17 protein-coding genes and 1 tRNA gene are annotated in these 20,142 nt (G+C 56.2%); 10 read left to right on the forward strand and 8 right to left on the reverse strand.

Annotated features, from left to right (window positions below; genetic code table 11):
* Nucleotides 1–3 precede the first annotated feature (3 nt).
* Nucleotides 4–912: a BadF/BadG/BcrA/BcrD ATPase family protein gene (locus AS89_RS0111125; RefSeq protein ID WP_010132709.1), complete on the reverse strand. Its 909-nt coding sequence runs from the start codon at nt 910–912 to the stop codon at nt 4–6.
* A complete protein-coding gene (locus AS89_RS0111130; RefSeq protein ID WP_010132710.1) occupies nt 909–2,519 on the reverse strand; it encodes a sodium:solute symporter in 1,611 nt (536 codons plus the stop codon). The genes AS89_RS0111125 and AS89_RS0111130 overlap by 4 nt, the downstream gene beginning before the upstream one ends.
* Nucleotides 2,520–2,750: 231 nt before the next feature.
* Between AS89_RS0111130 and AS89_RS0111135 the strand changes: the two genes are divergently transcribed.
* On the forward strand, nt 2,751–3,602 hold the full coding sequence (locus tag AS89_RS0111135) for an SIS domain-containing protein (protein WP_010132712.1): 852 nt from the start codon (nt 2,751–2,753) through the stop codon (nt 3,600–3,602).
* A gap of 332 nt (nt 3,603–3,934) precedes the next feature.
* On the opposite strand, the gene ppnN is transcribed toward AS89_RS0111135, so the two are convergent.
* The 3 genes from ppnN to AS89_RS0111150 form a co-directional block, all read right to left on the reverse strand.
* Complete coding sequence (gene ppnN, locus AS89_RS0111140; protein WP_010132714.1) at nt 3,935–5,317, reverse strand: nucleotide 5'-monophosphate nucleosidase PpnN; 1,383 nt, start codon at nt 5,315–5,317, stop codon at nt 3,935–3,937.
* A gap of 202 nt (nt 5,318–5,519) precedes the next feature.
* Nucleotides 5,520–5,596: transfer RNA gene (locus tag AS89_RS0111145), tRNA-Arg, on the reverse strand.
* A gap of 239 nt (nt 5,597–5,835) precedes the next feature.
* The gene (locus AS89_RS0111150; protein ID WP_010132715.1) at nt 5,836–6,879 is read right to left on the reverse strand and encodes a tRNA dihydrouridine synthase; all 1,044 of its coding nucleotides are present in this window, start codon (nt 6,877–6,879) and stop codon (nt 5,836–5,838) included.
* Nucleotides 6,880–7,184: 305 nt separating this feature from the next.
* On the opposite strand from AS89_RS0111150, the gene AS89_RS0111155 reads away from it, so the two are divergent.
* The 8 genes from AS89_RS0111155 to AS89_RS0111190 all read left to right on the forward strand — a co-directional run bounded on the left by AS89_RS0111155 (nt 7,185) and on the right by AS89_RS0111190 (nt 14,613).
* Entirely contained in the window at nt 7,185–7,433 is a 249-nt protein-coding gene (locus AS89_RS0111155; RefSeq protein ID WP_029249960.1) for an OadG family protein, read from the forward strand.
* An 89-nt stretch (nt 7,434–7,522) separates the two neighbouring features.
* A complete protein-coding gene (gene oadA, locus AS89_RS0111160; RefSeq protein ID WP_010132717.1) occupies nt 7,523–9,331 on the forward strand; it encodes a sodium-extruding oxaloacetate decarboxylase subunit alpha in 1,809 nt (602 codons plus the stop codon).
* Nucleotides 9,332–9,342: 11 nt separating this feature from the next.
* On the forward strand, nt 9,343–10,656 hold the full coding sequence (locus tag AS89_RS0111165; protein WP_010132718.1) for a sodium ion-translocating decarboxylase subunit beta: 1,314 nt from the start codon (nt 9,343–9,345) through the stop codon (nt 10,654–10,656).
* A gap of 188 nt (nt 10,657–10,844) precedes the next feature.
* A complete protein-coding gene (djlA, locus tag AS89_RS0111170) occupies nt 10,845–11,633 on the forward strand; it encodes a co-chaperone DjlA (protein ID WP_010132719.1) in 789 nt (262 codons plus the stop codon).
* 36 nt (nt 11,634–11,669) lie between these two features.
* Nucleotides 11,670–11,975, forward strand: a complete 306-nt coding sequence (locus tag AS89_RS0111175) for a BolA family protein (protein WP_010132720.1) — start codon at nt 11,670–11,672, stop codon at nt 11,973–11,975.
* Between the two features lie 439 nt (nt 11,976–12,414).
* Nucleotides 12,415–13,188, forward strand: coding sequence for an OmpW/AlkL family protein (locus AS89_RS0111180; protein WP_010132721.1), 774 nt, complete (start codon nt 12,415–12,417; stop codon nt 13,186–13,188).
* Nucleotides 13,189–13,291: 103 nt separating this feature from the next.
* On the forward strand, nt 13,292–14,284 hold the full coding sequence (locus AS89_RS0111185; RefSeq protein WP_010132722.1) for a DnaJ C-terminal domain-containing protein: 993 nt from the start codon (nt 13,292–13,294) through the stop codon (nt 14,282–14,284).
* 14 nt (nt 14,285–14,298) lie between these two features.
* A complete protein-coding gene (locus AS89_RS0111190; protein ID WP_010132724.1) occupies nt 14,299–14,613 on the forward strand; it encodes a chaperone modulator CbpM in 315 nt (104 codons plus the stop codon).
* A 21-nt stretch (nt 14,614–14,634) separates the two neighbouring features.
* On the opposite strand, the gene AS89_RS0111195 is transcribed toward AS89_RS0111190, so the two are convergent.
* Nucleotides 14,635–15,621, reverse strand: coding sequence for a calcium/sodium antiporter (locus tag AS89_RS0111195; protein WP_010132726.1), 987 nt, complete (start codon nt 15,619–15,621; stop codon nt 14,635–14,637).
* A 213-nt stretch (nt 15,622–15,834) separates the two neighbouring features.
* Between AS89_RS0111195 and AS89_RS19055 the strand changes: the two genes are divergently transcribed.
* Nucleotides 15,835–16,773, forward strand: coding sequence for a DUF533 domain-containing protein (locus AS89_RS19055; RefSeq protein ID WP_010132728.1), 939 nt, complete (start codon nt 15,835–15,837; stop codon nt 16,771–16,773).
* Nucleotides 16,774–16,788: 15 nt separating this feature from the next.
* On the opposite strand, the gene AS89_RS0111205 is transcribed toward AS89_RS19055, so the two are convergent.
* Complete coding sequence (locus AS89_RS0111205) at nt 16,789–18,141, reverse strand: serine hydrolase domain-containing protein (protein WP_010132729.1); 1,353 nt, start codon at nt 18,139–18,141, stop codon at nt 16,789–16,791.
* An 84-nt stretch (nt 18,142–18,225) separates the two neighbouring features.
* Nucleotides 18,226–20,097, reverse strand: a complete 1,872-nt coding sequence (gene recQ / locus AS89_RS0111210) for a DNA helicase RecQ (protein ID WP_010132730.1) — start codon at nt 20,095–20,097, stop codon at nt 18,226–18,228.
* Nucleotides 20,098–20,142: the final 45 nt, after the last annotated feature.

Consider the following 20,142-nt stretch of genomic DNA (forward strand, 5'->3'; position numbering starts at 1 on the left):
CATTTATGAGTCGTGCTGTATCGTGTTTGTCTTGTTGCTCGCGGCGGTGTGCTCCCTATCCTGGCGAGCAAGTATGCAGGCACCGTCCAGCGCCGTTCCCAGCGCGGGTATCTGCCGCGCCTGATGTGCAGAATGCAAATAGGGACCTAACTTATCTGCCAAGCCCCCAAGCAGTGCCAGCGGGAGTGTGTCGCCATCGCTGGCCGCCTCAATCAGGCGGTCTACTTCGGCGGCGGTTTTACGGACGATTTCACCTGCCAATGCGCAGTGGGGGAGATGCTTGAAAACCGTTGGCGCCAGGGCAGCGTATTCTCGCGAGCCCGCACTTTGCAGCCAGGGCAAGATCTGCGCGCGCTCCTCACCCACAACCGACATGATCTCTTCACAGACCGGACTTTTTGCACGGCCGTAAATATCCAGCTCCCACAACAAGGCGCGCACCACACTTTTGCCAATGGCAGCCCCGCTACCTTCGTCACCCACCGCCAGCCCCCAACCACCAAATTGCCGGGTCTTGCCATCGCGCCCCAGTTGCATGGCGACCGAACCCGTGCCAATTGCGACCATGACGATTGGTGTCCCTGCGCCTGCGCCCACCAGTGAGGTTCTGGCATCAGAAGTCACCTGCGCGCTGCGGAAGCCCTGCGCCAAAAGTGCCTGTTGCAGCTTGGCGGCTGAGTTCGGGTTGCCTGCCCCGGCAACACCGCAGACGACATGGACTTGATCCGGGGTAATTGGGGTACCTGTCAGTACTTGTCGGCTGATATTGGTGATGTTGTTTATGGCGCCATCAAGGTCTTGGGTTAGCGAACTGGCTCCCGATTTTGCGGTGGCCAGCGCCCCGTTCGCGTCTTCAAGACGCGCCAGGGTTTTGGTTCCGCCACCATCGATCCCTATAAAGTAGCTGCTCATTTTGAGTGTGCTGCGTTGAGTTCCTTGGTTTCTGTTGCCGAGGGTTCCGTTTCATCGCCCGCCTGCGCGCTCGCCGCCGCCGGACGGCCGAGATTACACACGGCAAAGGAAACCAGCGTGCCGAGACACAGCTGCCAGGGGAAAGCAATGATCGGCGGCTCGTCGGTGCCGGTAATCATGGTGATCATCCAGGGCTGCTGCAGCAGGGTGACGGTAAAACCTGCCGCCAGGGCCCAACCAACACTGGCTGCGTTGCCTCGGCCGGTGAACAGTGCGGTGAAAAAGACACCCAGTAGGCCGGAGTAGGCGAAGACCATCACCGAGAGTGCAAAGGTAATCAGTGGCAAATCACTGATTTGTTGCCAGTAGAAACACAGCACCGCCATCAGGCCAAGCGCGGTGGCAACCAGGGTCATACCCCAGCGCCCGGCGATCACAAAATGTTGTGTATCTTTTTCAATGCCCCGTTGCTGGAGTCGATGACGGTAAAGGTCTTCGATCAGCACGCTCGCCATGGAATTAAGGCTGGAGTTCAGGGTTGAGAGCGCTGCAGCAATCACACCGATCGTTACCAGGCCACGCAGACCCGCGGGCATTTCATGCAGCACATAGTGCATGAATACCGTCACATCTCCGCCGGTGGGAACAGAAACGGGATCACCGCCCATAAGCGCAGGGTTCTGGTAAAAAATATGCAGCAACAGCCCTATGCCCATGAACACGGCCATCACCGGGATCACCATAACTACGGAGAAGAGTACTGCGCGCGCGCCTTCCCGCGGGGTTTTACAGGTGAGCACACGTTGCGTCACGTCCTGATCAAGTCCAAAGGCTGCGATGTTCAGCAGGACAAAGCCGGTAAGCGTTGCCCATAAGTTAAATGGGTCACTCAGGTCCCAGGTGGTATCGATGAGTGTCAGTTTGGACGGTCCCTCTGCAGGGGCGCCCAGTGCGGCAATGATCTGGCCGAAGTCCGCCGGGATCTGTGTGATCAGCACGGCCAGCACGGCAAGCGCTGCACTGACATATACCGCACACTGCAGCACATCGCTCTGGATGACTGAGCGCACGCCGCCGATAAAGGTTTGCAGGAGGCCAGCCGCGGTGAGGAGAACAACCGCAGCAACCACATGGTTTGCGGCGATATCATTAAACAGAATCATCGAAACGGCGATGGCGGCCATATACAATCTGGCGCCACTGGCGAATACACGCCCCAAAAGATAAATTCCACCGGCGCGGTGTTTTGCCTTTTCACCAAATCTCGACTGCAAGAGTTCGTATACGGTTGTCACTCGATTGGCGTAGAATTTGGGAATTAAAACGCTTGCCACAATGAACGCGGCAATGATCGCGCCGACGTTGGTAAACAGATAGGTGAGGTCGCCGCGGTAACCTAAATCGGGACCGCCCAGGAAGGTGGCGGCGGATTGGGTGGTTGCCAGAGTGGAAATGGCCACCATCCACATGGGCATACTGTTGCGAGCGAGAAAGTAGTCGCGGCTATCTTTTGCGCGATTCTGGCTGAAATACCATGCGGACGCGGCCAGGATTGCCAAGTACAGCGCAAATATTCCCCAATCCAAACCGGTAAACTGCAATTCCATCGAATGTCACTCGCTTGAAAATAAATGGCCTTCGTAAACCCGAGACCAATTTTTTATTCCTGATTTTGGGTGTAATTGGTATCATTTATTCTTGCTTTACGCAAAGTATTTTCCATCGGCGCTACCGATAAGCTCCCTATTTTCGGGGGCTGGCGAGGTGTTTTACGGGCCGTGCGGGGATTGTGAATACGCTTGCGAAAACTTCCTGCAGCAATAGGGTCCGAACAGCTAATGAGCACTTTGGTTAAAATTCGCGCCATGCGCGACACGATGTCCAATCACGAGCAGCGTATCGCGGATTTTGTGTTGGAAAACGTAGACGCTGTACGCGCGCAGTCCTCCAAGGCATTGGCCGAGCAGGTCGGCGTTTCCCAATCCAGTGTGGTGAAGTTCAGCCAGAAGCTGGGCTACAAAGGTTATTCCGACCTGAAGTTGTCCCTGACAGAATCCGTTGCGCGCTCTGCGATGTTGCCGAAAGCGATTCATGGGGATATTGCAGCGGATGACGATCTCGCGACAGTCGCGCAAAAACTGATCGCGCGAAAAAACCTGGCCCTGAATGAAACGCTGATGGCAAATTCAGAAAAGGTTTTGCTGCAGTCAGCCGAGACACTGCTCAGTGCCAAGCGCATTTTGCTGTTTGGTGTGGGGGCTTCTTCGCTGGTCGCAAGAGATGTGGCTTACAAGCTCATGAAGCTGGGCAAGTCGGTTCTGGTCGAGAACGATACCCACGTGCAGGTTGCCAACGCCGCGACACTGGGTGAGGGGGATGTGGTATTCGCAATCTCAGAGTCTGGCGTAACCCAGGATGTGATTCGTGTTGCCCAGGCTGCCGCGTCGCAGGGCGCGCAAGTTATCTCATTGACCCGCTTTGCCCGGAACCCCCTGACCGAGCTGGCGACGCACAGCCTGTTCTGTGTAGCCAATGAGTCAGAAGCGCGCAGCTCTTCTATTCTGGCGCGTACCGCTCAATTTATGATCACAGATTTGCTGTTTATTTTGATCTCCCAGCGCGATGAAAAAGCGAATGAGCTGTTTGAGCGCAGTCGACAAGCGGTTGAAGTGTTACGCCGTGATTCCTAACGTCCTTTGACGCTGAATTCGGGCCTGTAATAAAAAATGCCTGATCTGGGGTTGAATTAACAAATAAGGAATAATATATTCTTGTTTCTCGTGCGGTTGTGGAATTATTGTTTTTGATAGCGACAGTACCTATGACCTCGCGGGCTTTGACGCTGGCTCAGTAAGTGAGAATTTACCGTTCCGGTGTCATTCACCTTGTACTTCCAATTCTGATTTCCTCTTTGTTGAATTGGCTTTGGAGCCCTGCAGGGCTCCAATTTTTTCTCACCTCTTCCTTTAGTTCACCCCTCCCTCTTTAGTTCAGTCGCGCCTGTATTCCATGGGGTGTGGCGTCAGCCAGCACTTATTCGATAACAGGGTCTGTACTCTGAGCCCGGGAGTTTCATGCGCTGCTGCTTCACAAAGGAATCCAGCAACTTGTCCATACTCTTCATCAGCGATGGATCACCGCGGAGTTCGTAGGGACCGTGCTTTTCTACGTGCCGGATGCCCTCATCCTTCACGTTGCCGGAAACGATACCGGAGAAGGCGCGGCGCAGGTTGGCAGCGAGCAAGTAAGGTTGTTGGTGGTTGTGCAGGGCCAGGTCACGCATATTTTCGTGGGTTGCGGTAAATGGCCGCTGGAACTCCGTGGATATCTTTAGCTGCCAGTTGTAGTAGTAGGCATCGCCCGTTTCCTTGCGGAATTGGCGTACCTTTAAAATCCCCGCAGACATCTGCCGTGCAACTTCCTGAGGGTCATCAATGATGATCTGATAGCGCGCGCGTGCTTCTTCGCCAAGGGTGTCGCCGATGAACTGGTCGATCTGAAAGAAATACTCTTCCGCACTGGCGGGGCCGGTAAATATGAGCGGAAACGGCTGATCCTTGTTTTCTTCGTGCAACAAAATGCCGAGCAGGTAGAGAATTTCTTCTGCGGTGCCAGCGCCGCCGGGGAACACAACGATGCCGTGCCCGGTGCGCACAAACGCCTCCAGCCTTTTTTCAATATCCGGCATGATCACCAGCTGATTCACGATCGGGTTTGGCGCCTCGGCAGCGATGATCCCCGGCTCGGTAATACCGAGATATTGCCCATCGCGATCCCGCTGCTTGGCGTGGCCGATGGTGGCGCCTTTCATTGGGCCTTTCATTGCGCCCGGGCCGCAGCCAGTGCAGATATCCAGGCTGCGCAAGGCAAGCTCATAGCCCACTTTCTTGGTGTAATCGTATTCCTCGCGCGAGATGGAATGCCCACCCCAGCACACTACTAGGCGCGGTGCCCGGGTGCGGTCGAAGGTACCGGCATTCCTGAGGATATGGAAAACTGCATCCGTTACCCCTTGCGCCGATACCAGGTCGTAGCGAGGGTCCCCGGTAATTTCACTGCGAACGTAGATGATGTCCCGCAGGACGGCAAACAGATGCTCTGCGATGCCCTGGATCATGCGGCCATCGACAAACGCGCTCGCGGGCGCGTTGCACACTTTGAGTTTGACCGAGCGCTCTGTCGGGATGACGGAAATATTGAAGTCGGCGTATTGCTCGAGGAGTTCCTTGCCGTCGTCTTGGTAGTTGCCGCAGTTCAGGACGGCGAGGGCGCAGTTGCGAAAAATTGTATTTTCGGGCCCGCGACTGGTATCAGTGAGTTTATGGATTTCGTATTTGGAGAGGATATCGAACTGGCCCGTGGGCGATACGCGCGCGTCTACAAGATCGATAAGTTCAGTGGTCATACAGCCCCCTGTAATACTCGTTATTCAGTAACCGTTTTACTCAATGCCGGGTGCGCCGGATTACTTTCCGTGGGTGGCGCCACGCGACAGAGGTTTTATTGGCCGGTGTCTGAATAAGGATAGCTGACGGGGGAGTCGGGTTGAATTTTCACATGGGGAAAAGAAAAAGCCCCGAACTCTTTCGAGTTCAGGGCTTCTTGTATGGCGCGCTCGGGAGGATTCGAACCTCCGACCGCCTGGTTCGTAGCCAGGTACTCTATCCAGCTGAGCTACGAGCGCGTCGTTGTGGTTGCGAACTATAGTGACTTGCCTTGGCTTCGTCAACATTTTTTTTTAAAAGATTTTTTTAAAAACTCTTTTAAAATCCGCAAGTTACCGAGCTTTGGCTGTTGGCCGAAACCTTCGCTTCAGCTCGATAGGGCGCGCATTCTGCCGCGCCTGTTCCCCCAATGCAAGCAGTTTTTTCACTTTTCTTGCGGGGCGGGAAATGTGGCCTTTGGTGGGCCAGCTTGCGGGGCTCAGGCGGCGTTTTCTTCCCGTATGGATGTGGGCGAGGGGGCCTGTGTACCCCGGTGCACGGCAAACGCCTGCTCAATAATGTCGTGGTCCCGGTGTCGCTTGATCTGTTCGAAGAAGCTTTGCGCTTCCGGGAAGCTGAGTTTCAGGTACGCCAGCCACTGCTTGACCCGGTTACCCAGGTATTTGGCCGGGTAGAGATCTTTGGTGGTGATGTAGTACTCGTGGAGTATCCCAACCACCTGGGTCCACGGCATGGGCGAGACCTCTTGCCCCGCGCACAGGGCACGAATCTGCAGGCCAATATCCGGGCGCGCCAACAGGCTGCGACCAAACATATAGGCATCGCACTGGGTAACTTCACGGCAGCGCTGGAAGTCTTGCAGTGTCCACAGGTCACCATTGGCGATCACCCGGATACCCAATTGTTGGCGGATCTCACCGATGTATTCCCAGTACGCGGGCGGGCGGTAGCCATCGACCTTGGAGCGCGCGTGCACGGCCAGTTCAGAGGCGCCACCGGCCTCCGCGGCTCTGGCGTTATCCATGTAGCTACTGCGGTCGTTAAACCCGAGACGAATTTTTGCTGTCACCGGTATTTCATCGGGCACTGCTCTGCGCACCGCCGCCACAATTCCCTCGACCCGCGCGGGAGACTGCAGCAGGCATGCGCCGCCGTCGCTGTTATTCACCTGTTTCGCGGGGCAACCAAAATTCAGGTCAATCGCTTTCGCGCCGGCTTCTACTGCGCGCGCTGCGTTGTACCCCATCGCCTGGGGGTTGCCTCCCAAAAGCTGCAGGCGCACTGGAATACCGGAAGGGGTTTGCGCGCCCTGGTCGAGCTCCGGGCAAAGGCGGGTAAAGACCCGCTTGGGGAGCTTGGTTTGGGTAACGCGTACGAACTCTGTGACACAAACATCGACCCCGCCAATCTTGGACAGCAGTGCGCGCACGTGGTGGTCAATCACACCTTCCATCGGGGCCTGGTAGATGAGCGGAACCGGGATCGAAGATGCAGCTGGCTTGGCGTCGGGTTTTGTGGTCATGAAATGGCGTGGTATTGCGGTACAACAGGGTGGCTATTGTACGAGAATTTCTCTCACTTGGTTAGTTATTGCGCAATGGCGATTGGCGGGGCTCGGTAACCTGTGAAACCCCCTGGGCGTGAAAAGTTAGATGGACAGATCTGGCAGGTAAAATGGACGAAAATGACGCTTTTATAGGGGTTCTTGGTTGCTTCTGTAACTAATAAGTGTTTGATTTTGAAAGGTTCTTTTACCGATAATATCGCCCGCTCAATGGCTGGTATCCAATACCGCATCAATAAAATACAAAAAATGAGGGAAGAACCGTGCAAGAAGCATTAATGCAGCAGGGCCTGGACATCACACTGTTCGGCATGGGCATTGTATTTACATTTCTGCTGTTGCTGGTGATTTGCACCACCGTCATGTCACGCGTGATGACGCGCTTTTTCCCCGAGGCTGAACCCGCAGCCGCTCCTTCCCCTGCATCAGCGGGGCAATCGACTGTCGGCAATGCGCGTCTTCGTAAAATCATCGAAGAGGCCATCAAGCAACACCGCAATCGTCCCAAATAGTTTTTACATAATGAATGCACCGGTTTAGGTCGGAGCACATAACGACAACATTCATTTTTCCAAGATCAATTTTCGAAGAGAGATCAGCTATGACTGAGGTTAACTCTTTAGCTAAAAAATCCCCGCTTGGGATTACCGACGTAGTCCTGCGTGACGCCCACCAATCGCTTTTTGCTACACGCCTGCGCCTGGATGACATGCTGCCAATTGCAGAAAAGCTGGATAAGGTCGGATTCTGGTCTCTCGAGTCTTGGGGCGGTGCGACATTCGATGCGTGTATTCGCTACCTTGGCGAGGACCCATGGGAGCGTATTCGCGAACTGAAAAAAGCGATGCCCAATACGCCGCAGCAAATGCTGTTCCGTGGCCAGAATATTCTCGGCTACCGTCACTACGCGGATGATGTGGTGGATAAGTTTGTTGAGCGCGCGGCCACCAACGGTGTGGACGTATTCCGCGTGTTCGATGCGATGAATGATATGCGCAACCTGAAAACTGCACTGGCTGCGGTAAAGAAGCAGGGTAAACATGCGCAAGGCACTATTTCTTATACCGTAAGCCCGGTTCACAACATGGACCTGTGGGTAGACCTGGGGCGCCAGATCGAGGACATGGGTGCGGACTCTATCGCCATCAAAGATATGGCGGGCCTGCTGCGTCCCTATGAAGGCTACGAGCTGGTAAGCAAGCTGAAGGCCGCGGTGGACATTCCGATCCATATGCAGTGTCACGCGACAACCGGCCTGTCTACGGCGACCGCACTGAAGTGCGTGGAAGCGGGCATCGACAATATCGATACCGCCATTTCTTCCATGTCCATGACTTATGGTCACAGTCCCACGGAATCGGTGGTAGCAATTCTGGAAGGCACCGATCGCGATACCGGTCTCGACATCAATCTGCTCGAGGAAATTGCGGCGTATTTCCGCGAGGTGCGCAAGAAGTACGCGAAGTTCGAAGGCTCCCTGCGGGGTGTCGACTCCCGAATCCTGGTTGCGCAGGTACCAGGTGGCATGCTGACCAATATGGAAAACCAGCTGCGTGAACAGGGTGCCGGCGATCGCCTGGATGAAGTACTGGAAGAAATTCCGCGTGTGCGCAAAGACTTGGGTTTCATTCCACTCGTTACCCCAACTTCGCAAATTGTCGGCACCCAGTCGGTATTGAACGTCCTCACTGGTGAACGTTACAAATCCATTTCCAAAGAAACCGCTGCCGTGCTCAAAGGCGAATACGGTGCGACGCCAGCGGACGTCAATAAAGAACTGCAAGACAAGGTACTGGATGGCGCCGAGCCGGTTACCTGTCGCCCCGCGGACCTGATTGCGCCGGAGCTGGACAAGTTGTCTGCCGAGCTGCAGCAGAAATCCACCGAGGACGATATCGCACTGACTGCAGGTGAGGGCGAGATCGATGATGTGCTGACCTACGCGCTATTTCCGCAAATTGGCCTCAAGTTCCTCAAGAACCGCAATAACCCGGATGCATTTGAGCCTGTGCCTACCGGCAACGAAAGCTCCGAGGTGAAGAACGACGACGGCGAAAGTGTGTACACCGTGTCGGTGGAAGGTGAGAGTTACACCGTGACCGTTGCCGATGGTGGCGACGTTACCGGTATGGTCAAAGTCGGCGGTGAAGCTGTCGCGGCACCTGCTGCGGCTGCCGCGCCGGCAGCGGCGGGCACCGGCGAGCCGGTAAAAGCACCTCTGGCCGGCAACATTTTCAAGGTGCTGGTAAAGCCGGGCGATCAGGTTGCCGAGGGCCAGACCATCGTCGTCCTGGAAGCCATGAAAATGGAAACCGCGGTCAGCGCACCGCGCGCTGGCAGCGTGACCAGCGTCACTGTGAAAGAGGGTGATGCCGTGGCGGTGGGCGATGACCTGCTGGCCATCGCGTAACGGAGGCCACAGTGGAAAATTTAGCAAATCTCTGGCTGTCATCTGGGGCAAACCAGATGACCATCGGGCAGTTCTCCATGATGGTGGTGTGCCTGGGGCTTCTGTTCCTGGCGATCCGCAAAAACTTTGAACCGCTGCTACTGGTGCCGATTGGCTTCGGTGGAATCCTGGCGAATATTCCCGGCGCGAATTTGGCGCTGCCGGCAGTGGAGGCGGCGATGTATTCCGGCGACGCCGGTGTACTTGCACAGCTTTCCCAGGCGCTGGGCCTCGCGGGCTTTGAGTCGATGGAAAGCCTCAAGGTTGCTCTGGAGAATGCGCCGGCGGCCGCTGCGGAACGCGCCGCGCAAGTTGCCGCGGACGCGGGCTTCTCCAATGGCATGCTGTATAACTTCTATAACGTTGCCATCGCCTCCGGTGTTGCACCGCTGGTGATTTTTATGGGCGTAGGCGCGATGACGGACTTTGGCCCGCTACTGGCCAACCCGCGTACCCTGTTCCTCGGCGCTGCGGCCCAGTTCGGTATTTTTGCCACAGTCCTTGGTGCCGTTGGCATGTCCGCGATGGGCATTATGGATTTCTCTATCGCGGATGCGGCCGCCATCGGTATTATCGGCGGCGCCGACGGCCCAACGGCCATCTATGTATCCAGCCTGCTGGCGCCCGACCTGCTGGGTGCAATTGCGGTAGCGGCGTATTCCTACATGGCACTGGTGCCACTGATTCAGCCGCCGATAATGCGCGCCCTGACGACCGAGCAGGAGCGTCGTATCGAAATGGTGCAGCTGCGCCATGTGAGCAAAAGCGAAAAGATCGTGTTTCCGCTGGTGCTGCTGATTCTGGTTGCGCTGTTCCTGCCGGATGCCGCGCCACTGTTGGGGATGTTCTGTTTCGGTAACCTGATGCGCGAGTGTGGCGTGGTTTCTCGCCTGTCCGATACCGCACAGAATGCACTGATTAATATCACCACCATTTTCCTGGGGCTTTCTGTTGGCTCGAAGCTGGCCGCGGACAAGTTCCTCGATCCGAAAACCCTGGGTATTCTGGCACTGGGTATTGTGGCCTTCGCGATTGGTACGGCGGCCGGCGTACTGATGGCCAAGCTGTTGAACATGGTGAGCAAGAACAAGGTGAACCCACTGATCGGTTCTGCAGGTGTTTCCGCGGTACCGATGGCGGCCCGGGTGTCCAACAAACTGGGCCTAGAGGCGAACCCGCACAACTTCCTGCTGATGCACGCCATGGGCCCCAATGTGGCCGGCGTAATTGGCTCTGCGGTTGCCGCCGGGGTGATGATTACCATGGTGCGGGCCATGGGTGGTTAACGGCCGCGACTGGTTAGGTGAAAAACCCCGCTCTAGCGGGGTTTTTTATTGCTCAAACTTACGTGTGACCGACTAGTTTCTTCTTTCCGGGGCGGATGCTTCGCACCATAGGGTGCTTGCCTCCCTCGTGGTAAGATGGCTGCCGTTTTACTGTCAGTGGTCCTTATCGGGGCCCGGAAGGAGAGGCTATGTCCTGGTTGGGAGCGGGTATCGGCGCCGGTATCGGCATGATGTTTGGTGGGCCGATTGGTGCTGCCCTGGGTGCCTGGGTCGGCAGTTCGTTTAGCTCCGGGCTGAAAAGACTCAGCGAGCAGGGCATCCCGCTCAATCGCGATGGTGCGCAAACGGTATTTATTGTCGCGCTGTTTTCGATGCTGGCGAAAATGGCCAAGGCGGACGGCCAGGTATCGAAGGCTGAGGTCCAGCTCATCGATGACTTCATCAATAACAATCTGCGCCTGAATGTAGAGGACCGCCGGCAGGCGATAAAGATTTTTCAGAATGCCAAGTCAGATCAGTTTTCGATTTACGACTATGCCCGCCAATATCGCCAGCTTATCCGCAATCAGGCTATGCGCGAAATGGTTTACCGCTTGTTGTTTGCGGTGGCGTTTGCGGATGGTGAGCTGCATCCCGCGGAAGAGCAGATATTGCGTAAGATCCCTGAAGAGCTGGGGCTGCATGCATCTATTTTTACCGCCATGTTTAATGAGTTTGGCCACGGTGGTCCCGCCACCAGCGAGGGAAGTCTCAAGGCGCATTACGATGTTCTGGAATGCAGCCCGGATGTGAGTGATCGAGAGCTCAAGCTGGCTTACCGACGCAAGGCGGCGGAATTCCACCCGGACAAAATCGCTTCCAAAGGTTTGCCGGAAGAGTTTATGCGCCACGCAGAAGATCAGATGAAAAGCATTACCGTGGCTTACGACACTATTGTTGCCGCGCGTAAGCGCGAGGCGGCGGTGAACCAGGCCTGATAAAGGCAATCCCAATTCGTTATCCAAGAGAAGACCATGTCACTTGCACAACAGATTCAGGAAAAACTTTCATCAGAGCTGGCGCCCTCGCATATAGAGGTACAGTGTGAGAGCCATATGCATAACGTACCGGAAGGGGCGGAAATGCATTTTCGAGTGGTGCTGGTTAGTAGTGACTTTGACGGCCTGCGTAAGGTGCAGCGTCACCAGAAAGTGTACGGAGTGCTAGCCGAGGAAATGGCGGGCCCTATCCACGCCCTCGCCCTTCATTTATACACACCGCAAGAATGGCAGGGGCAGGCCCCGGAAAGTCCGCAGTGCCTTGGTGGTGGCAAGGGGTAAGGTGTGTAGGGGCAGGGCTATGGGTTGGTGAAATCCGGCCCGTTTTTTTCTCACAACATTTCTTTACCTTTCTCGACGTTCCGTTTTCAAAAAAACCTGACGCTTGAATAGCTGACGGAAAATTTCCTCTTCTTTCTACGCGCCGGTTTGTGCGAACGCATCCCTGGCGCGAGTTTCATCTTTGCTCCCTGGTTTGGCGCTATTTTTATCAAAAATGGCACGTTTTTCCCTGCCTACGGTTTGTGTTTCTATGCTGTGGATTTTCACGCCCGGCGTATCGTTATTTGTAATTAACGAAGTGCACGACAGAAACGCGCAAAAGTTCCACAACTGAAGATTTTTTTTGGTTGTTTTTTCTACAGCGGTTCGCTTCCGTGTCTAGACTGACAAGTGATTGGGTTAATTGCTGTTTAATTTGCCGAATACGATGGAGTTCTCAATGAAAATGACACGCGTTCTGACACCGCTTGCGATCGCTGTTGCTGCCATGGTTAGTGCCCAGCATGCAGCTGCTGATATGTGGAGTGATGGAGATTTTGTTGTTCGTGTTGGTGCCAGCTGGGTTGATGCCAATGACGACGACAAGCAGTTCCGCTTGAGTGACGATGTTTTTGGTGCTGATTTCGATGTTGATTCGGATACCACCTGGAACATTTCTGGCGCCTGGTTGCCGGCGGAACACTGGGGCGTAGAGCTGATGTATATCGGGTCTACTAACCACGATCTCGACATCAGAGGTATTCGTGATTCGGATGGTTTCATCTATACCGATGAGCGTTTCCGGGTTGGTAGTTTTGATGCGGAATATTCCAACGCATTTGTAAACTGGTACCCACTGAGCCGTGATTGCCTGGGTCAGCCATATATTGGTATTGGTGTGAACTACACCGATTTTAGTGATGAGAATATCCGCGCTGCGTTGAGTGACACGATCAATGATCCGCTGCTTGGCTTGGATATTCGTAATGTTCAATACGGCCTGGGACATTCCTGGGGTATTGCTGGCCAGGCGGGCGTAGATTTCCGCTTCGGTCGTGACAGTGCCTTCCTGGTGAATGCGGCAGTACTGTACATCGATGCCGATACCGATCTGACCACTTACTTCACCGAAACAATAGTCACTGATCCGCTGACATCGCGTCGACGCGCAGTGACTTCAAGCGTCGACTACAGCCCATGGATCTTCAACCTGGGTGTTGGCTACTCTTTTTAATTGCTAACCGCAGTTAATAGATAGCGTTCACGGAAGAACGGAAAAGGCACCCTCGGGTGCCTTTTTCTTTAGATAGTTTCGAAGTTAATGGACTGGTCTGTTCATGGAGTACCGCGACTACTACCAGATACTCGGTGTCGAGCGCACCGCAGCGCAAGATGAAATCAAACGGGCCTATCGCAAACTGGCGCGCAAGTTTCACCCGGATGTGAGTAAAGAGGATGATGCGGAAGAGCGCTTCAAGGAAGTGAGCGAAGCGTATGAAGTGTTAAAAGATCCAGAGAAGCGCGCAGCCTACGATCAGCTGGGTAAAAGCTGGAATAGCGGCGAGGACTTTCGTCCGCCACCCGACTGGGATCAGGGGTTTGAGTTTCGCGGAGGTGGTTACACCGATGCGGACCCGGAAGCATTCAGCGACTTTTTTGAGAGTCTATTTGGCAGGGGTGGATTTCAGCACGGGGGTGCGCACCAGGGCGGCTTTCATCAAGGTGGATTTCATCAGGGCGGCTTTCATCAAGGTGGAGGACAGTTTCACGCGCAGGGGGAAAATACGCACGCGAAGATTGCCATTGATGTCGAAGATAGCTATCGCGGCAGCAAGCGACAAATTTCACTCAAGCATTCGGAGCTTGGTCCCGATGGACGCCCTGAAATCAAAGAGCGCAAGCTCAATATCACGATTCCAAAAGGTGTGACGGAGGGACAGCAGATTCGTCTCGCTGGCCAGGGGCAGCCGGGTATTGGCGACGGCAAGCCCGGCGACCTCTACCTGGAAATCGTATTCAATTCACACTCCCGGTTCAGTGTTGAAGGGAAAACGGTCTATTTGGACCTACCGGTGGCGCCCTGGGAGGCTGCACTCGGCGGCAAGGTTCCTGTGCAAACGCCAGACGGCACTCTTAATCTGACGCTGCCTGCCAATAGCAAGAATGGTGGCAAGCTGCGCTTGAAGGGCAAGGGGCTACCGGCGAAAGAGCCGGGCGATCTGTATGTGGTTCTGGATGTGGTGACGCCACCAGCGAATACGGATGCAGAGAAAGAGGCGTATCGCAATTTTCAGGGCGCCTTCCAGTTTGACCCAAGAAGCGGTGTGTAAAGAGAGGCTCGAATATGCAGTCTGATGATCAATGGATTGGGCAAGTCGAAATTCTGGATGAGCAAAGCCGCATGACGCTCCGCGAGCTGTGTGCCGCCTGTGGGCTATCTGCCGAGCAGGTGATGAGCCTGGTGGATCAGGGCGTCATTGATGCGGAAACCCAAGGTGGTGGAGTGCAGTTCAGTGGTATCTGTGTCCGCCGAGTTCGACGCGTGTACCGGCTGGAAAGGGATCTGGGGGTGAATCACGCAGGTGCCGCCTTGGCACTGGAGCTACTCGATGAGATCGAGCAGCTCCGCGCTAGAATTCGGCGGCTTGAGCGCCGTTAATACCGGTTCAGGCTTTGCTGCTCAGGCGACTGCCTTGGTGGTGATTTCGAAGGCGAGATAGGACGTATAGGCCAAATAGGCTGCCAGCAGGATGGCGCCTTCCACGCGATTGATGCGCCCCTGGCGCCCGCGAAACCCGTAGCCAAAGATGAAAAGGGCAATGGTGAGACCCATTACCATTGGCCAGTCCCGAGTAATGAGCTCATGCGGTACATCTGGCATCGGCGCGATGGCGCCCGCGATGCCGACCACGGCCAGCAGGTTAAACATATTCGAGCCAACCACATTACCAATGGCGATATCGTGCTGGCCTTTCTTCGCCGCCACCAGGGTGGCGGCCAGCTCTGGCAATGACGTGCCTAGGGCGACGATAGTGAGGCCGATAATAAGGTCGCTGACGCCGAGCTGCTGGGCGATGGTCACCGCGCCCCACACCAGCATGCGCGAACTCACGATCAGCAATACCAGGCCCGCCACAACCCAGAACAGCGCCTTGCCCAGTGGCATGTCGTGCTCTTCCAGGTTTTGTTCCATGCCCCCTTCGATTTCGTCGCCTTTACCTTTGATCGCAGAATAGATGGACCAACCAATCACGCCGAAAAAGCCGGCCAACAGAATGAAGGACTCGGTGCGGCTAAGCCCACCATTCCAGAAGAATGCTGCAGTTAAACAGGTGATTGCCAACAGCAACGGCAGTTCTTTGTGGATGATCTTACTGTGGACGGTCAGGGGGATAATGAGCGCAGTAGTACCCAGAATCAGGCCGGTGTTGGCAATATTGGAACCGTAGGCGTTACCCAGCGCCAGGCCAGGGCTACCGTCCAGGGCGGCCATGGCAGACACCACCATTTCCGGCGCAGAGGTGCCAAACCCCACGATCACCATACCGATCAGCAGTGGCGGCATACCGGCATGTTTTGCCGTTGCAGCAGCGCCATCGACAAAGCGATCAGCACTCCACATCAGCAGGATAAATCCGGCAACGATGGCGATCAGGGCGAGAATCATAGCGGTCCTTAAAAGTTCTGAATGTCCATTCGTCGCAACCGCTTCGCCGGCTGTGACTCCAGGGGTAAAACTGGTGGCCGATTGTAACCACAAAGCCAAGCAGTTCCAGTGCAAAAATCAAGATGACACAAATCTGGTGGCCGAATCTGGCGGACTCTACAGTTTGGTCTGATTTTATCTCTGCTACTGCGAGTGGACAGGAGGCGTTGGGCGATGAACAAGAAGCTTTTGTTGGGTGCCTTGATTGGGGCAGGTATGTCCATGCTGAATAAAAAGATTCGGCAGCAATCGGCGCCTGCTCCCGGCACACCGCCTCCAGACTTCTCCAAGGTGGCGCCACCGAAACAGCCGGGTGCGACTGATGGTTCACCCAGTCTGGAGGACATTCTTGCGCGTGCGGGCCAGCCAGGCGGTTTCAAACCGGGCAATTCTCCAGGTAATGCGCCGGGTGGTGGCGGGAGCGGTGGCGATATTTTCGGTGGAGCCGTGCCTGCAGGTGCAGGGGCTGGAGGTGCCGCAGTACTGATGGAAATGGCGCGGCGTATATTTGCCCAAATGCAGCAGTCTGGTGGTGCCGTCCCGGGAGGGATGCCTGGCGGAGCGCCCGGTGGTGCCGCACCGAGTGGCGGCGGAATGGGTGGGCTGGGAGAGATACTCGGCCAAATTTTTGGTGGTGCCGGCGGCAAGTTCGGTCAGCAGGGGCCGCAGGGGCCGCAAAACAACCCGGGTGGGTGGAACAAGCTGGAGCCTCAGGGCAAAGGAGGTTTGTTTGGCTTTGTGAATACTGAGGCGGCAAATGGCGCAGCCGGAGGTGAACAGGCGGAGCTGATGCTGAAAGCCATGGTGGCTGCGGCACAGGCCGATGGCCGCATTGATGAGTCGGAGCAGCGAAATATCATGCAAGCCCTGGAAGGTCAGCTCGACAGCAGCGAGCTGGAAGAGCTGCGCACCTTCCTCACCACGCCGATTAGCTTGGACGAAGTGGTCGAGGCGGTGGACGATCCGGCCACCGCATTTAATCTGTACCTGGTTTCAGCCATGACTATCAACCCGGATAATCCGCAGGAAAAAGCCTATATGGCCGCGCTCGCGGACAGACTTGGGGTTTCCGACCAGGCAGCACAGGTGGTTGAAGCCCAGCTGCCGCGTTAGGCCTCAAAGCAGCCTTTACGGTAGAAATTGCGCAAAATTCTCACCGGTGGGGTAGTTCTTTTTGGACCACCCCAGGCGCACCATAACGGTTTTGGTGGACGGTGAAATCATGACGATCTGTTCGCGGTTACCCAGCATGAAGTAACTATCGGCCGGTAGTTCCGGGTAGCGCAGTTCATCCCCTCCGCTATTGAGCCAAAACTGGTAGCCGTAGCGGGGCTCGTTGTCGCTCTGGTTGGGTGTCTGCGCGTCAGTCACCCAGTCAGCACTTAGCAACTGCTCGCCATTCCAATCCCCATTTTGCAGCATGAGCAGACCCAGGCGCGCCCAGTCTCGGGCCGACGCATAGATATAGGAACTGCCCACAAACACGCCGCTGCCGTCTACTTCAAACGTTGTATGACGCATACCCAGTGGGGCGAGTATCTGCTGGTAGAAAAAGTCCATGTTGCTTTGCGGCGTTGCACCTAGCCGGTCGTAGATCCACCGCGACAGCAGGTTCGTGGTGCCCGAAGAGTAGGAGAAGTACTCACCGGGAGCCTTGGTCAGCGGGCTTTGCAGGGCAATATCTGAGGCGCTGTGGGCGCGGAACAACATCCTGGTAGCGTCGCTCCCGGGAGCGTAGGTTTCGTCGAACGCCAGCCCCGAAGACATCTGCAGTAAATCTTCCATGCTGATGGCACTGCGGTCATCATTCCACTGGGGAAACAGGGGTCGCGACATATCCACCTGCGGGTCCAGTGCTTGCAGGCGGCCCACCATCATGGCGGTCAGGCTTTTGCCCATGGACCAGCCCAGCAGTGGTGTTTCCGGTGTAATGCCCTCACCATAGGCTTCCGCAACAAGTTCGCCATCCTGGACCACCAACAGCGCGCGGGTGTTTAAACCTGCGTGATTGTCTTGTTGCAGGATCGCTTCCAGGCGCTGCTGTTGATCCGGCACGATGCTGGTGACGGTGTTGCCCCGTGGCCAGGCGGCAGCGGAGTGAGCGATGGGGGTAGTTGTCACGTCATCCAGGGCGCTGGTATCACCGATATCCAGTGTGCAACCCAGTCCCGGGCGGTAGGTCGCACTGGTTTCCCCCATACCCATCAGTGTTGCGGTCACGCGCTTGACCTGGTCGTCGTACTCGAGATCAAGCAACCGGTTGGCTGGGGAGTAGGAAGCGAGGTCGTCGAGGTTACGGGTGTGGCTAAAACCGGAAAGGTAGCGCCCTGAGCAGGCGAGCTTGGCGCCCATGCCCGTGGAGACGCGCACGGCATTACTCAGTTGGGTAATCGAAAAGCCGAGTAGAGTCGGGGCCAGGAGTGACAGTAGAATGAGCAGCCCTGCGATGATGGCAAGCAGGGTCAGGATAAATTTCTTCATAGATTATTGTTTTCCAAGAGCGGTTTGCCGGGGTACTCCCAATGCGCTCCATCATTCCCTATGGCGCGTTTCGATTCTAGGTTATTAAGAGTCGGCATTGGTGACCGATCCAAACTCTGCCAGCAGAGCCAGGAAGGGAGCACCAAAACGCGCCAGTTTGCTGTCGCCAATTCCGGAGATAGCCAACATCTCGTCCTCGTTGCGTGGCCTCGCGCTCAGCATCTCCCGCAATGTCGCATCGTGAAACACCACATAGGGCGGCACGCCCAGGTCATCAGCCAGTGACTTGCGCAGGGCCCGCAGCGCATCCCAGAGCGGCTTATCCTCTACTGTCACCTCCACGGTGGCACCGGTCTGGCGGCCGTCTTTGCCAGAGCGCGACCCCGCTTTCGATGCCTTGGGTAGGGTGCGCAGGTGCAATGATTCTTCGCCGCGCAATACCGGCCGGCACAGCTCGCCGAGTTGCAGGGCATTGAAGGCTTGCGCATTTACCTGCAAGTACCCCCGTACTACCAGCTGGCGCGCGATCGCACGCCACTCGTTGGCGCTCAGGTCTGAGCCGATCCCGTAGGTGGAAACCTGGTTGTGGTTAAACTGCCGAATTTTCTCCGTGTCTGCGCCGCGCAGTACGTCGATCACGTGAGCGGCGCCGAAGCGCTGGCCAGTGCGGTAAATACAGGACAGCAGCTTGCGCGAGGCGTCGGTGGCATCCCAGGTGACGGGCGGATTCAGGCAGGTATCGCAATTGCCGCAGTCTTGCTCGAGCTCCTCGCCAAAGTAGCGCAGCAACGCCCGCCGTCGGCAACTGGTGATCTCACACAGGCCCAGCATTGCATCCAGACGCTGTCGCTCCTGGCGCTTGTGCTCTTCACTGCCCTCCGAGCTGGCGTTCATCTGGTTAAGTTTTACGACATCTTCCAGTCCATACAACAGCAGCGTTGAGGCTGCTTCGCCATCACGGCCGGCGCGGCCGGTTTCCTGATAATAGGCTTCGATACTTTTCGGTAAATCCAAATGCGCCACAAAGCGTACATCGGGTTTGTCGATTCCCATGCCGAAGGCGATGGTGGCGACCACGATAACGCCGTCTTCCCGCAGGAATCGGCGCTGGTGCTCGGCGCGCACCGTGCTCGAGAGGCCGGCGTGGTAGGGCAGGGCATTGAAGCCCTGCTGCTGTAGCCAGCTGGCAGTGGTCTCAACTTTATTGCGAGACAGGCAGTAAATGACACCGGCATCGCCCTCATGCTCCTGCCTGAGGAACTGCAGCAGCTGCCGTTTCGGGTTGTCCTTGGCGGCAATTCGGTACTGGATGTTGGGGCGGTCAAAGCTGCTGACAAAATGCTGGGCATTCTCCAGGTCGAGACGCCTGGCAATTTCCTGCCGGGTGCGCTGATCCGCGGTGGCGGTGAGGGCCACTCGTGGCACGCTGGGGAAGCGCTCGTGTAGGCATGAGAGGTGCAGATAGTCGGCGCGGAAGTCGTGGCCCCACTGGCTAACACAGTGGGCTTCGTCGATCGCAAACAGGGAGATGTTTGCCTGGCTCAGCAGATCCAATGTGCGGGGTTGCAGCAGGCGCTCCGGTGCAAGGTACAGGAGGTCAAGGTCGCCCTGCAGCAGCTGCGTCTCCAGCGCCTGCGCTTCCTGATAGTCGAGGGAAGAGTTAAGAAAACCTGCGGCCACGCCCACGGCACGCAACGCTTCGACCTGATCCTGCATCAGGGCAATCAGTGGCGAAACCACTACACCGCAGCCCGGGCGCGCCAGAGCGGGAATCTGATAGCACAGCGACTTACCCCCGCCGGTGGGCATAAGCACGAGAGCGTCTTGCCCGCTTACCAGCGTGTCAATAATGGCCTTCTGGTCACCGCGGAAATCGGTGTAGCCAAAGGTGTGCTCGAGAATATAGTCGGGGGACGACTGGGGCGTTATTTGCGGCGGGGATAGGGCGTCATTCATGGCGTGAGTATACCGCCTGGTTTTGGCCGAATGCGAACGAGCACT

It is taken from the genome of Microbulbifer agarilyticus S89 (assembly GCF_000220505.1).
Lineage (GTDB): Bacteria > Pseudomonadota > Gammaproteobacteria > Pseudomonadales > Cellvibrionaceae > Microbulbifer > Microbulbifer agarilyticus_B.

Coding starts and splice junctions, on each gene's coding strand:
- recQ (WP_010132730.1), bottom strand. CDS start 20,097: ATGAATGACGCCCTATCCCCGCCGCAAATAACGCCCCAGTCGTCCCCC.
- AS89_RS0111135 (WP_010132712.1), top strand. CDS start 2,751: ATGAGCACTTTGGTTAAAATTCGCGCCATGCGCGACACGATGTCCAAT.
- AS89_RS0111205 (WP_010132729.1), bottom strand. CDS start 18,141: ATGAAGAAATTTATCCTGACCCTGCTTGCCATCATCGCAGGGCTGCTC.
- AS89_RS0111130 (WP_010132710.1), bottom strand. CDS start 2,519: ATGGAATTGCAGTTTACCGGTTTGGATTGGGGAATATTTGCGCTGTAC.
- AS89_RS0111185 (WP_010132722.1), top strand. CDS start 13,292: ATGGAGTACCGCGACTACTACCAGATACTCGGTGTCGAGCGCACCGCA.
- ppnN (WP_010132714.1), bottom strand. CDS start 5,317: ATGACCACTGAACTTATCGATCTTGTAGACGCGCGCGTATCGCCCACG.
- AS89_RS0111190 (WP_010132724.1), top strand. CDS start 14,299: ATGCAGTCTGATGATCAATGGATTGGGCAAGTCGAAATTCTGGATGAG.
- AS89_RS0111175 (WP_010132720.1), top strand. CDS start 11,670: ATGTCACTTGCACAACAGATTCAGGAAAAACTTTCATCAGAGCTGGCG.
- AS89_RS19055 (WP_010132728.1), top strand. CDS start 15,835: ATGAACAAGAAGCTTTTGTTGGGTGCCTTGATTGGGGCAGGTATGTCC.
- AS89_RS0111150 (WP_010132715.1), bottom strand. CDS start 6,879: ATGACCACAAAACCCGACGCCAAGCCAGCTGCATCTTCGATCCCGGTT.
- AS89_RS0111180 (WP_010132721.1), top strand. CDS start 12,415: ATGAAAATGACACGCGTTCTGACACCGCTTGCGATCGCTGTTGCTGCC.
- AS89_RS0111195 (WP_010132726.1), bottom strand. CDS start 15,621: ATGATTCTCGCCCTGATCGCCATCGTTGCCGGATTTATCCTGCTGATG.
- oadA (WP_010132717.1), top strand. CDS start 7,523: ATGACTGAGGTTAACTCTTTAGCTAAAAAATCCCCGCTTGGGATTACC.
- AS89_RS0111125 (WP_010132709.1), bottom strand. CDS start 912: ATGAGCAGCTACTTTATAGGGATCGATGGTGGCGGAACCAAAACCCTG.
- djlA (WP_010132719.1), top strand. CDS start 10,845: ATGTCCTGGTTGGGAGCGGGTATCGGCGCCGGTATCGGCATGATGTTT.